Below are 11779 nucleotides of genomic sequence, written 5' to 3' on the forward strand. Positions count from 1 at the left end.
GGCCGGATCAGGAGTGCTCCGGCAGGCGGAAGCCGGCAACGGAGTTACGCATTTCCTGGGCCATCTCGGCCAGGTTACCAATGGACCGTGCTGTCGCAGTGGTACCGGCAGAGGTCTGCGAGGTAATTTCCTGGATCACGTTCATGGTGTTGGAGATGTGACCCGCAGACGCCGCCTGCTGGCGCGCCGCGTTGGAGATGTTCTGGATCAGGTCCGCCAGGGTTTTCGATACGTTCTCGATTTCTTCCAGTGCCACACCCGCATCCTGTGCCAGGCGCGCCCCTTTCACTACCTCGGCAGTGGTGGCTTCCATGGAGATAACCGCTTCGTTGGTATCGGTCTGAATGGTTTTTACCAGGGTTTCAATCTGCTTGGTTGCCGCAGCAGAACGTTCCGCGAGGCGCTGTACCTCATCCGCTACCACCGCGAAGCCTCGGCCGGCTTCGCCAGCCATGGATGCCTGGATGGCGGCGTTCAAGGCGAGGATGTTGGTCTGGTCGGCGATGTCGTTAATCAGGGATACGATGTCACCAATTTCCTGGGAGGACTCACCCAGACGCTTGATCCGTTTGGAGGTTTCCTGGATCTGTTCGCGAATGGTGTCCATGCCGTGGATGGTGGCCTGTACTACTTCGGCGCCCTTGTTGGCGATGGCTACCGCCCGTTCCGCTACCGCTGCCGATTCGGCGGCGTTGGCGGATACCTGGTCAATGGACACCGCCATTTCGTTCACCGCGGCAGACGCCCCGGCAATTTCCTGGGCCTGGTGCTCGGAGGCTTCGGCCAGATGCATCGCCGTGGACTGGGTTTCCTGGGCGGCCGAGGCCACCTGTACCGCCGAGTTGTTGATGGTCTGTACCAGGCTGCGCAGCTGGTCAATGGAGTAGTTGATGGAGTCAGCGATGGCACCGGTGAAGTCCTCGGTTACTGTCGCCTGTACGGTCAGGTCACCGTCCGCCAGGTCGCCCAGTTCGTCGAGCAGACGCAGAATCGCCGCCTGGTTACGCTGGTTCTCACTTTCCAGTTCGTCTTTCAGCTTCGCCGCCTGGCGGGTCCGCTGAGCCATGATCAGGATGAAGATCAACAGGGCGATAACACCGGAAAGCGCACCCAGCGTTACCGAGGGGAAGAAACCGCTGGTGGTGTCTTCGAACTGGTTGTTCAGGTTGGTGGATTCCTGCAGCAGGTCCTGGGAACGACGGAAGATGGTGTCGGCCGCGTTACGTACCTGGAACAGCTCGGGGGCGGTTTCCAGGATTTCATCCACGGACTGGTTAACGAATTCGTCGAACAGGTCAGCAATTTCGGCCAGGTAATCCAGGGCGTCGGGGTCATTCACCTGGTCAATACCCATGGCGGCATCGCCTTCGATCATGCCGTTCATGACACGACCGAACAGGCTGGCATCACGGCCGAAGGAGTCCGCCGCGATCACCGCGCCGTCGCCGCCTTCCAGTACCTTGGCGATGGACCGTACGATGCGCTCAGCCAGCCAGGATTGGCGCTGCGCAAAGGCAATCTGTTCCGGTTCCGCATCGGTGGCCACCAGAATTTCCACGACGCCTTCGTATTCGGCCTGCAGGGAAGGAATGGTTTGGGCCAGAGTGTCTGCCACTTCGTGCAGATCCAGTACCGTGTCTTCCCCTTTCAGGATCACGCCGGCGTTGGCGTTCACTTCATCCCACAGGGTTTGCAGGCGGGCCATGGCTTGCGGATCGTTGACCTGCTCGTCCTTGACGTCGTCCCAGGCGGACTGGAAGCTTTTCTGGGATTTATCCAGCAATTCGAAGGCGTCGGCGTTACCGGCGGCCGCTTCCAGGGCGTTTTTGGCGATCTGCTGGGAAATTACCCGCATTTCGGAAGCGCGGGTAATGTTCTCCTGCGCCTTGTTTGCCGTGGTGGCGGATAGCAGGAAGTTGGCCAGTGCCAATAGAACAAAGATGGCAAGGCCCACATAAAGGGCAATATTCAGCGTGCCGCCGCCTGAGCCCCCCCGCAATTTTTCCAACAATGCTCCCGAATTGAACTTCATAGTCTGGCTCCTGGCCTGGCGTTCACTCTTCTTATATTCCCCGAGTTGTTCTATGCCGTTAGCCGGTACGGGCTACCTGCATAAAACGCGGGTCCTCTGCCAGCCGGGTGAGGCTGAACACGGACCAATACTCCCCTTCCCGTCGGTAGGCCCCGCGCACAAAGTTCGTGACGCTGGTGTCGCTGACCGGCAGTGATTCCACAAATTCATCAATGGGAAAATGTTGCATCCCCAGTACCTCGTCCACGGCCATGCCGGTGTAGAGGTCGTCCTGGTCCAGCACCAGCAGCCGGCGGCGCTTTTCCTGAACCGGTGAACTCTTTTCCAGAAAACCGCTGAGATCCATGACGGTCATCAGGCGGCCCCGGACGTTGGCTACCCCTTTCATCCAGCTGCGTGCGCCGGGTATGCGGGTGTAGGCCGGCACCGAGAGGATTTCGGAAACCTCATCCAGCGGTGCCACGTATTTCTTGCCGTCGAGCACAAAGCCTACGCCACTCCAGTAGCTGACTGCATCCTGCTGCATGGGCAGATCTTTGGCCTGCTCCCGGCAGCGCTGATTGTATTCAGCCAGTTTGATGTAGGCGGCGGAGGCGTTGCTGCTCATGGGTGGCTCCTTCAGGCGTCGGCCAGCATGCGGTCGACGGTTTGCAGGAGCACGTCTTCGTCCACCGGCTTGGTCAGGTAATCCCGGGCGCCCTGGCGTTTGCCCCAGACGCGGTCGGTTTCCTGATCCTTGGTGGTAACGATAACGATCGGAATATGGGCGGTGTCCGCCCCTTTGGTGAGCTGGCGGGTGGCCTGGAAGCCATTGAGGCCAGGCATTACCACATCCATCAAAACCAGCTCGGGAAGTTCGGAACGGGCCGTGGCGACGCCATCGGCGCCATTGGCGGCCTCGATAACCTCGTGGCCATGTTTTTCCAGAATCTCGCGCAACTTGTATGTCTCGGTGGGCGAGTCATCCACAATCAGAATACGTGCCATCTTACCCTCTTCAGGTTCAGCGGCTAAGCCGCTTAACCGTTGATATGCTGACGAATCGCACCCAGTAGCTCGTCCTTGGAGAACGGCTTGGTCAGGTACTCATCGGAACCGACAATGCGCCCCTTGGCCTTGTCAAACAGGCCATCCTTGGACGACAGCATGATCACCGGGGTTGCCTTGAAGGCGCTGTTGTTCTTGATCAGCGCGCAGGTCTGATAGCCATCGAGACGCGGCATCATGATATCGACGAAGATGATACTGGGCTTGCTGTCGGCGATTTTGGCCAAGGCATCGAAGCCATCGGTGGCCGTGATTACTTCACAACCCGCTTTCTTCAACAAGGTTTCGGCGGTACGACGAATCGTCTTGGAATCGTCGATTACCATCACCTTGAGGTCTTGGAAATTGTCAGTCATGGAAACTGCCTTTAACCGTGAACCGTAATTGGCCGCAACTTATTGTAATTTTTGGCCTTTCTAATAATTCGCTGGGCGGGGCCTGTGGCGGTGTCAGCCCAAGCGAAGTTTTTAACACAGATTCTACAATCAATCTATAAGACCCTATGAAACTTGAGAAAATGTCCCTCTGGCGGGTCGCTGAATAAGCTTCTCCGCGCATAGCGAACCTGTCTGTGCGCTGCTAACATTGCTCCGGTCATTGTGTTGCTATGAGCAATGGCCGTACCAATCCCCCGCCGGCAGCTTTCGGGTTGCCTGCGCCCTGTAGACCGGAGACTTCATGAGCCTGCGTGTTGGTGTGGTGATGGACCCCATCGCCAAAATCAAACCCTGGAAAGACAGCACCTTTGCCATGCTGCTGGAGGCACAGCGGCGCGGCTGGTCCCTGCTCTATATGGAGCCGGGGGACCTGTATGTTCGCGATGGTCGCACCTTTGCCACCACCCGGGCACTGTCTGTTACCGACAATAACGACGATTGGTACCGTCTGGCCGACGCCGTGAATCACGACCTGGCCGATCTGGACATTATCCTGATGCGCCAGGATCCGCCTTTTAATGCGGAATACATCTACGCCACCTACCTGCTCGAGAAAGTGGAGCGAGAAGGGGTGCTGGTGGTCAATCGCCCTGGCAGTGTGCGCGACAGCAATGAAAAGCTGTTCGCCACCGACTTCCCGCAGTGCTGTGCGCCCACCCTGGTGTCCAGCCAGTCCGCCTTGCTGCGCAATTTTGTACAGGAGTTTGGTGACACCGTGATGAAGCCGCTGGACGGCATGGGTGGCAGCAATATTTTCCGGGTCCGCAAGGACAGCCCCAACATCTCGGTGGTGATCGAAGTGCTCACCCAGCACGGCAAGACGCCGATCATGGCCCAGCGCTTTGTGCCGGAGATCACCGAAGGGGACAAGCGCATTTTGATGATCAACGGCGAGCCGGTGCCTTATGCGCTGGCGCGGATTCCCAAGGAAGGCGAGCTGCGCGGTAACCTGGCGGCGGGTGGCACCGGTCAGGGTCGGGAATTGAGTGACCGGGATCGCTGGATCTGCGAACAAGTGGGCCCGACCCTGAAGCGCAAGGGGCTGTATTTTGTCGGGCTGGATGTGATCGGCGATTATCTCACCGAAATCAACGTGACCAGCCCCACCTGTATCCGTGAGCTGGATGCGATTTTTGATATCAATATTGCCGGGCAGCTGTTTGATACACTGCTGGAGTTGCGGCCGTCGTCATAGACCCGGCTGTCGTGGCGGGGCACACTGGCCGGCTTCCTGTTGCGGTGGGTGCTGCCCTCCCCGGCTGAATGAAACCGCTGAAAATGTAGTAGCGAAAACAATAACATGGCATCAAATCCGGCATCTGTTACCGCCTCCGACCGTCTCACCTTCACCGTTTTTCTGGCGGTGGCGTTCCATGGCATCCTGATTTTTGGGGTGAGCTTTGCGCCGGAGCTGCAACGTGCTGCCCCGCATACCCTGGAAGTCACCCTGGCCCAGCACCGCAGCGACAGCGAGCCGGAAGAAGCGGACTTCATTGCCCAGAGTAATCAGGAGGGTTCCGGTGATCAGGCCGACAAACAGGAGCTGACCACCACCGAGCAGGCGGATTTTGCCGACAACAAACTGGACAACGTGCAGCTCAAGGAAAAGACCACCCTGGAGCGCCGTGAGCGAGTCAGCCAGCAACTGGTGATCACCACCGCCCGGGACAGTGAGCACAAGGTGAACGCCGACCAGAAAGAAAAGACCGAGCCCAAGCCCCTGAAAGTGGCCAAGCAGGAAAACCTGCAGGACCTGAGCCAGCAGATCGCCAGCCTGCAGGCGCGGCTGGACGAGCAGAAGCAAGCCTACGCCAAGCGCCCACGGGTACGGCGTCTCACGTCGGTGTCCGCCAAGGCCCACTTCGAAGCGGTCTACATTGATGGTTTCCGCCGCAAGGTGGAAGACATGGGTACCCGCAACTTTCCCGCCCGGGCCCTGAACAGCAATACCTATGGTGCGGTGCGCCTGATGGTAGCGATCCAGAAAGACGGCTCACTGAAAGAAGTGCGGCTGCTCAAGTCCTCCGGTCATAAATTCCTCGACCAGGCCGCCATTCAGAGTGTGCGTCTGGCGGCCCCGTTCGATGCGTTTACAGCGGAAATGCGCCGCAACATGGACGTGCTGGAAATTATCCGCACCTGGAAGTTCGGCAGTAACCGCAGGGTGTCGTCAAAATAGACGCAGCATGCACGAGGCCCCACCACGCCTGAATCGAAGCCGCTGTAGGAGTCGCCCTTCCAGGGGACGAATTCGAGCCCTGGCGAGAAACCAGGCATTTCAGGTGTCACCTGATCATTCTTGTGACGTTTCACACTTTGATCGTCTTTCGCCGCCAGTTTCCTGCAGCAGCATTCATAGATGCCTCACCGCTTGCAGCTCCCCCGCCGCCCCCGGATACTACCCCCATGGAAAACACACCTTTGAAACACCAGTTGCTGGTGGCCATGCCGCAAATGGCCGACCCGGACTTTGAACATTCCGTGACCTATATCGTTGAGCACAGCAGCGAGGGCGCCATGGGGCTGACCCTCAACCGCCCGGTGCAGATCAGCCTGGGTGATATCCTCAGCGACATGGATATTGAAATCGAAGTGCCGCCCTCCGAGCGACATCGTGTTGTGGCCGGTGGGCCGATCCAGCAGGAAGCCGGCTTTGTGCTGCACAGTGCCGCCACCCGCTGGCACGCCAGCACCGTCCTCAGTGATGGACTGATCCTGACCACCAGCCGTGACATTCTGGAAGCCATCGCCATTGGTGAAGGCCCGGAGCAGTCCCTGATCTGTCTGGGCTACGCGGGCTGGGACGCCGGGCAGCTGGAGCAGGAGCTGGTGGATAACGCCTGGCTCAGCACCCCCGCCAGTCGTGAGCTGGTGCTCGACACCCCCTTCGAACAAACCTGGCACGCCGCCGCCGCGCGCATTGGCGTTGATATGAGTTTGATTGCCACGCAGGCGGGGCACAGCTGATGCAGTTGATAGTTGATAGTGGACAGTTGACAGCTACCCACCGGCATCTTTCTTTCTTTTGTGAAGTTGGCAGCCTGCAGAATTTTTCGGACGCGGCCTGCGACCTGTCTGCTCCTGCCGGGCTGGATCGCGCCGCTGTCAATTGTCCACTATCAACTGTCCACTGCCTTTCATGATTCTTGCCTTTGACTACGGCACCCAAAAAATCGGCGTGGCCAGCGGTAACGAACTGCTGGGCACCGCCACGCCCTTGAAAGCCCTGCCCTGCAAAAATACCCAACCCAACTGGGATGATATCGCCGCGCTTTTGAAAGAGTGGGAACCGGGAGCCCTGGTTGTCGGCTTGCCGCTGAATATGGATGGCAGCGATAGCGAGTCCACCGCGCGCGCACGTAAATTTGCCAACCGCCTGCATGGCCGCTTCGGAAAAAAAGTGTGGCTGGTGGATGAGCGTTTGAGCACCCGCGAAGCCCGCGAACGTACCGGCATTCAGAAAGCAGACCCGCGGGTGGATTCCATGGCGGCGGTGATTATTGCGGAAGGGTTTTTTGCTGGGGACGCCGAGGCCATTGGCTAATGGGTGGCAAAAGGCAGGTCAGGTTCACCCAGCGGGCACAAAGAGCCATAGGCGTAACCTGACATTCTGTGTTCTTTTGCGTAAAGGTGTGGAAGTCGGATTACGGCCTTCGGCCTAATACGACCTACGAAAGTCATCAATGTTTACTGCTTGATCCCTTCCACAGAAATAATAATCTCCACGGTTTCTGAAGCTGGGCCCAAGTCCTTGGTGATGCCGAAGTCGGACAGCGTCAGTGTGGTGGAGGCTTCCAGGCCCATGCGGTAGCCGCCCCACGGATCATCGCCGTAACCGATCAGTTTGGCATCCAGGGTTACCGGTTTAGTCACGCCATGCAGGGTGAAATCGCCGGTGATTTTTGCGGTTTTCTCGCCGGTTTTTTCAATCTTTGTGCTCTTGAAGGTGGCGGTGGGGTATTCGCTCACGTCCAGGAAATCATCACTGCGCAGGTGCTTGTCGCGTTCGGCGTGGTTGCTGTCCACGCTGGCAGTCTGGATGGTGGCGGTTACCTGGCTGTTCTCCGGGTTTTCAGCATCCACGGTGAAGGTGCCGTTGAAATCATTGAAGCGGCCATACAGCCAGCTGTAACCCAGATGGGAAATTTTGAAGGTGACAAACTGGTGGGCGCCTTTTTTGTCGAACTGATAGGTGCCTCCGGGCTGGTCGGCGAACGCCATGCTGCTGAGCAGCAGCGCCAGGGCGGGGACAGTGGTTTTTTTCAATAACGTCAACATAAGCATCAAGCTCCGTTTCGGGTGATTAAGATGGGTTGTGAGTGTCGTTTGAGATGTGCGTTGTGGTTCGCGGCGCCAGGCCGAGAATGCGGCGCAGGGTGTCGTCGCGATCAAAAAGATGATGTTTGATGGCGGCCAGTGCGTGCAGGCTGGCCAGCCCGATCACGGCCCAGGTGGCCCAGTAGTGAATCAGCCCGGCGGTGTCTTCCAGGCCGGTCTGGTGGCCGCTCACCGAGGGAACAGAAAACCAGTTGAATACATCCACGGATGAGCCATCGGCGCTGCTGATCAGGTAGCCGCTGACCATGGCCACGAATAACAGCAGATACAAGGCCCAGTGAGTGAGATGGGCGCTGATTTTTTCCCAGGGCTTGTGGGTGGGCAGCGGTGCCGGTGGCGGTGAAATAAAGCGCCAGCCCAGGCGCAGGAGCATGGCAATAAAGAGCAAAACGCCGATGCTGCGATGCAGGTCCGGGCCTTTGCGATACCAGGGGTCGTAATAGCCCAGGTCCACCATATAAAAGCCCAGCGCAAACAGGCCGATCACCGCCAATGCCACCAGCCAGTGGAACAGTACGGCAATGGCGCCAAAGCGTTGCGAATCGTTGCGCAGTTTCATGAGGGTTCCCTTCCTGTGTTCTCCGCCCTTATGGCTGGGCGATCCCTTACTTGTTCAGAGTCCACGCCGCGCATCAGGTTCCGTTGATTACAAAACTTACAGGCGTTGTGCGTATGCCTCTAGCTTGTCGGCATTGTGGTCCGGGACACAGCGCAAAAAACTGAACGGTTTGATCAGCTGTTCCGTTGATTGCCTCAGTGCCCCGGCCTTCTGCTACTCTTACGCCTTGGATATGCCTTATGGACTGTGGGAGAACGGCCTTGAGCTGGGATGAGCAACAATTGCAGACACACCTGGATGCGATGTCGGCGGCCATTAATGAGCGCTTTGCGGATAAGTCACCACTGCTGGTGGGGATTGAATCCGGTGGCGCCTGGGTGGCGCAGGCGCTCAATGACCGTTTGCCTGCGGCGCTGCCGCTGGGCTCACTGAATCCGGCGTTCTACCGGGACGACTTCGACACCCGTGGACTCAAGCCCACGGTGACGCCGTCCAAGCTGCCATTTGATGTGGATGGCCAGCATATTTTGCTGGTGGATGATGTGCTGATGACCGGGCGCACCATCCGTGCGGCCATGAACGAGTTGTTCGATTTTGGTCGCCCGGCGTCTATCTCTCTGGTGGTGCTGTTCGACATCGGCCACCGACAATTGCCAATTCGTGCCGATATTTGTGGGGAAACTTTGGCATTGCCACCCCATCAGCGGGTAGAATTGCGGGGGCCCTCACCGCTAATTGCGGAGATCCGCGAACTGGTCAGTGAGGACAACAGAGAGACAAGGTCCTAAGAATGACGCCGACGCTTGCGCCATCCTCCCGCGTACAACTTACCGACGACGGTAAGCTTCGCCATTTTCTCACCACTGAGCACCTCCCCCGTTCCTTGCTGGAAGATATTCTCGATACCGCAGCAAGCTTTGTGGATGTGGGTGGCCGGGCCATCAAGAAAGTCCCCTTGCTGCGCGGCAAGACCGTGGTGAACCTGTTTTTCGAATCCAGCACCCGTACCCGCAGCACCTTTGAGCTGGCGGCCCAGCGGCTCAGCGCTGACGTGCTCAACCTGGATATTGCCAAGTCCGCCACCAGCAAGGGCGAAACCCTGCTCGATACCCTGCGCAACCTGGAGGCTATGGCGGCGGACATGTTCGTGGTGCGCCATCAGGATTCCGGGGCGCCGTTCTTTATTGCCAACGAAGTAACGCCCAACGTGGCGGTGATCAATGCCGGTGACGGGCGCCATGCCCACCCCACCCAGGCCATGCTCGACATGTATACCATTCGCCACTACAAGGGCGGGTTTGCCGGGCTGAAAGTGGCCATCGTCGGCGATATCCTGCATTCCCGGGTGGCGCGCTCCCAGGTTCACGCACTGAATATTCTCGGTGCCGAGGAAGTCCGTTTGATCGGTCCCAGGACGCTGCTGCCGGTGGATGCGGAAGCGTTGGGCGCCACCGTGTTCACGGATATGGCCCAGGGCCTGAAAGACGTGGATGTGGTGATCATGCTGCGCCTGCAGAAAGAGCGCATGGATTCGGCCCTGCTGCCCAGCGAAGGCGAATTCTTTCGTCTCTATGGCTTGAACAACGACAAGCTTCATTTCGCCAAGGATGACGCCATTGTCATGCACCCCGGCCCGATAAACCGGGGAGTGGAAATCGCCTCGGAAGTGGCCGATGGCCCCCGTTCGGTGATTCTCAACCAGGTCACCTTCGGCATCGCCGTGCGCATGGCCGTCATGTCCATGGCCATCAGCGGCCAGGACAGCGACAGCAATGCTCTGGCTGCCTCCACACAAAGCATGGAAGGAGCAGGAGGTGCCCGTGGCCAGCGCTAACCGTAACCGCGCCCATATCCTGATCCGCAAGGGCCGTGTCATCGACCCGGCCAGTGGCCGTGATGATGTGGCCGACCTGCTGATTGAAAACGGCCGCCTGACGCGCATCGGCGCCAGCCTGGACGCACCGGGGGCCGATATCGTGGAGGCCGACGGCCATTGGGTGCTGCCTGGGCTGGTGGATGCCTGTGTGCACCTGTCGCTGCCCGGTAGCGGCCGCGCCGGCGATATCGCCAGTGAAACCCGCGCCGCGGCGGCCGGGGGCATCACCCATCTGGCGGCCCAGCCGGACTGTGGCCCGGTGGATTCCACGGCGGTGGTGCGCCTGATTCGCGAACAGGCCGGCCAGGCCGGGTTTGCCCGTATCATGCCGATTGCCGCCATGACCCAGGGCTTACTGGGCGAGCAGTTGGCGGAGATGTCGACTCTGGCGCGGGCCGGTTGTATTGCGGTGGGCAATGCCGGCGGCAAGGTGGCCAATGCGCTGGTGCTCAAACGCAGCCTGGAATACGCCGCTACCTTCGATCTGCCGGTCATGTTCCGCCCGCAGGATTCGGCGCTCAGCGCCGGGGGCTGTGCCCATGAAGGGCCGGTGGCGACCCGCCTCGGGTTGCCCGGTATTCCCGCTGTGGCAGAAAGTGTGGACCTGTCCCGCGATCTGCTGTTGGTGGAAGCCACCGGAGTGCGGGCGCACTTCCAGCAAATCTCCAGCCGCGATTCCCTGCGTCTGCTGCGCGCCGCCAAACGGCGCGGCCTGCCGGTGACGGCGGACGTGAGCATCCAGCACCTGCTGCTGGACGAGTCGGCGCTGGAAGGTTTCAACAGCCATTGCCATGTGATTCCGCCCCTGCGCAGCGCCGCCGACCGTGAGGCCCTGCTGGAAGCCGTGGCCGATGGCACCATCGACGCTATCTGTTCCCAGCACACCCCCATTGGTTCCTCCAGCAAGGCGGCGCCGTTCCCGGCCACCAAACCGGGCATGGCCGGGCTGGATGTGCTGCTCTCGCTGGTGTTGGAACTGGTCAGCGAGGGCAAGCTGAGCTTGTCGCGGGCGCTGGATGCGGTCACTGCGGCTCCGGCCCGTTGCCTGGGAATCCAGGCGGGCCAGCTGGAAACCGGTCGCCCCGCCAGCCTCTGTGTGCTGGACCCGGCGGCGGATAAAAAGCTCAGCGAAGACTGGCTGTCCGCCGGCAACAATTCCCCCTGGCGTCATGCCCAGCTCAAGGGCAGCGTGAAGCTGACCGTGTGCCAGGGCAAGGTGAGCTGGCTGTCGGATTGAGTCAGACCCGCTACGAAGCCGCTGTAGGAGTTCCCTTCCAGGGGACGAACTGAGCGTAGCGCGATATTGGCGAAAGCCAATCCTCTGTTCACCGGGTGATGCTTTTCCTGTGAGGCGAGCTGCAGTCAAAGGCGGCCACTGCTTCGCTGTCGCTCGGTTCGTCCCCTGGAAGGGAACTTGTATGTTTGAATGCTCTTCCTGCAACCATGCAGGACTTGCCGGGGTGGAGGGACCAAAGGAGCATCTGACCCAA

At 59.5% G+C, this 11779-nt stretch carries 13 protein-coding genes; 7 read left to right on the top strand and 6 right to left on the bottom strand.

Annotated features, from left to right (window positions below; genetic code table 11):
* Nucleotides 1-7: 7 nt before the first annotated feature.
* From COA55_RS13090 to pilG, 4 genes are read right to left on the bottom strand one after another with little or no spacing between them, the layout of a single operon-like run.
* A complete protein-coding gene (locus tag COA55_RS13090) occupies nucleotides 8-2032 on the bottom strand; it encodes a methyl-accepting chemotaxis protein (protein WP_290502530.1) in 2025 nt (674 codons plus the stop codon).
* Between the two features lie 58 nt (nucleotides 2033-2090).
* Nucleotides 2091-2639 carry a chemotaxis protein CheW gene (locus COA55_RS13095; protein ID WP_007150053.1) on the bottom strand — a complete coding sequence of 183 codons (549 nt, stop codon included), beginning with the start codon at nucleotides 2637-2639 and terminating at the stop codon, nucleotides 2091-2093.
* 11 nt (nucleotides 2640-2650) lie between these two features.
* Nucleotides 2651-3019 (bottom strand): twitching motility response regulator PilH, encoded by a 369-nt coding sequence (gene pilH / locus COA55_RS13100; protein WP_007151610.1) that lies wholly within the window; start codon nucleotides 3017-3019, stop codon nucleotides 2651-2653.
* Nucleotides 3020-3051: 32 nt separating this feature from the next.
* A complete protein-coding gene (pilG, locus tag COA55_RS13105; protein ID WP_063521389.1) occupies nucleotides 3052-3435 on the bottom strand; it encodes a twitching motility response regulator PilG in 384 nt (127 codons plus the stop codon).
* A 322-nt stretch (nucleotides 3436-3757) separates the two neighbouring features.
* Here pilG and gshB point away from each other — a divergent pair, with 322 nt between their 5' ends.
* The 4 genes from gshB (at nucleotide 3758) to ruvX (ending at nucleotide 7060) form a co-directional block, all read left to right on the top strand.
* Complete coding sequence (gshB, locus tag COA55_RS13110) at nucleotides 3758-4711, top strand: glutathione synthase (RefSeq protein WP_290502531.1); 954 nt, start codon at nucleotides 3758-3760, stop codon at nucleotides 4709-4711.
* A 105-nt stretch (nucleotides 4712-4816) separates the two neighbouring features.
* Nucleotides 4817-5695 (top strand): TonB family protein, encoded by an 879-nt coding sequence (locus COA55_RS13115; RefSeq protein ID WP_290502532.1) that lies wholly within the window; start codon nucleotides 4817-4819, stop codon nucleotides 5693-5695.
* 227 nt (nucleotides 5696-5922) lie between these two features.
* Nucleotides 5923-6483 carry a YqgE/AlgH family protein gene (locus COA55_RS13120; RefSeq protein WP_290494018.1) on the top strand — a complete coding sequence of 187 codons (561 nt, stop codon included), beginning with the start codon at nucleotides 5923-5925 and terminating at the stop codon, nucleotides 6481-6483.
* A 172-nt stretch (nucleotides 6484-6655) separates the two neighbouring features.
* A complete protein-coding gene (ruvX, locus tag COA55_RS13125) occupies nucleotides 6656-7060 on the top strand; it encodes a Holliday junction resolvase RuvX (RefSeq protein WP_290502538.1) in 405 nt (134 codons plus the stop codon).
* 143 nt (nucleotides 7061-7203) lie between these two features.
* Here ruvX and COA55_RS13130 read toward each other — a convergent pair whose 3' ends face one another.
* Together COA55_RS13130 and COA55_RS13135 are read right to left on the bottom strand one after the other, a co-directional pair.
* Nucleotides 7204-7794 (bottom strand): YceI family protein, encoded by a 591-nt coding sequence (locus tag COA55_RS13130; RefSeq protein ID WP_290502533.1) that lies wholly within the window; start codon nucleotides 7792-7794, stop codon nucleotides 7204-7206.
* A 25-nt stretch (nucleotides 7795-7819) separates the two neighbouring features.
* Nucleotides 7820-8413: a cytochrome b gene (locus COA55_RS13135; RefSeq protein ID WP_063519759.1), complete on the bottom strand. Its 594-nt coding sequence runs from the start codon at nucleotides 8411-8413 to the stop codon at nucleotides 7820-7822.
* 260 nt (nucleotides 8414-8673) lie between these two features.
* Between COA55_RS13135 and pyrR the strand changes: the two genes are divergently transcribed.
* From pyrR to COA55_RS13150, 3 genes are read left to right on the top strand one after another with little or no spacing between them, the layout of a single operon-like run.
* Entirely contained in the window at nucleotides 8674-9201 is a 528-nt protein-coding gene (gene pyrR / locus COA55_RS13140) for a bifunctional pyr operon transcriptional regulator/uracil phosphoribosyltransferase PyrR (RefSeq protein ID WP_290502534.1), read from the top strand.
* A gap of 2 nt (nucleotides 9202-9203) precedes the next feature.
* Complete coding sequence (locus COA55_RS13145; protein ID WP_290502535.1) at nucleotides 9204-10247, top strand: aspartate carbamoyltransferase catalytic subunit; 1044 nt, start codon at nucleotides 9204-9206, stop codon at nucleotides 10245-10247.
* Complete coding sequence (locus COA55_RS13150) at nucleotides 10234-11526, top strand: dihydroorotase (protein ID WP_290502536.1); 1293 nt, start codon at nucleotides 10234-10236, stop codon at nucleotides 11524-11526. Before COA55_RS13145 ends, COA55_RS13150 begins: the two co-directional genes overlap by 14 nt.
* The last annotated feature ends 253 nt before the right edge of the window (nucleotides 11527-11779 follow it).

It is taken from the genome of Alcanivorax sp. (assembly GCF_002733835.1).
Taxonomy (GTDB): domain Bacteria; phylum Pseudomonadota; class Gammaproteobacteria; order Pseudomonadales; family Alcanivoracaceae; genus Alcanivorax.

What these genes read in the sequence shown, in the direction of transcription:
- COA55_RS13095 (WP_007150053.1), bottom strand. Translation starts at nt 2,639, where the DNA reads ATGAGCAGCAACGCCTCCGCCGCCTACATCAAACTGGCTGAATACAAT.
- COA55_RS13115 (WP_290502532.1), top strand. Translation starts at nt 4,817, where the DNA reads ATGGCATCAAATCCGGCATCTGTTACCGCCTCCGACCGTCTCACCTTC.
- COA55_RS13120 (WP_290494018.1), top strand. Translation starts at nt 5,923, where the DNA reads ATGGAAAACACACCTTTGAAACACCAGTTGCTGGTGGCCATGCCGCAA.
- pilH (WP_007151610.1), bottom strand. Translation starts at nt 3,019, where the DNA reads ATGGCACGTATTCTGATTGTGGATGACTCGCCCACCGAGACATACAAG.
- COA55_RS13135 (WP_063519759.1), bottom strand. Translation starts at nt 8,413, where the DNA reads ATGAAACTGCGCAACGATTCGCAACGCTTTGGCGCCATTGCCGTACTG.
- COA55_RS13130 (WP_290502533.1), bottom strand. Translation starts at nt 7,794, where the DNA reads ATGTTGACGTTATTGAAAAAAACCACTGTCCCCGCCCTGGCGCTGCTG.
- COA55_RS13145 (WP_290502535.1), top strand. Translation starts at nt 9,204, where the DNA reads ATGACGCCGACGCTTGCGCCATCCTCCCGCGTACAACTTACCGACGAC.
- gshB (WP_290502531.1), top strand. Translation starts at nt 3,758, where the DNA reads ATGAGCCTGCGTGTTGGTGTGGTGATGGACCCCATCGCCAAAATCAAA.
- ruvX (WP_290502538.1), top strand. Translation starts at nt 6,656, where the DNA reads ATGATTCTTGCCTTTGACTACGGCACCCAAAAAATCGGCGTGGCCAGC.
- pilG (WP_063521389.1), bottom strand. Translation starts at nt 3,435, where the DNA reads ATGACTGACAATTTCCAAGACCTCAAGGTGATGGTAATCGACGATTCC.
- COA55_RS13090 (WP_290502530.1), bottom strand. Translation starts at nt 2,032, where the DNA reads ATGAAGTTCAATTCGGGAGCATTGTTGGAAAAATTGCGGGGGGGCTCA.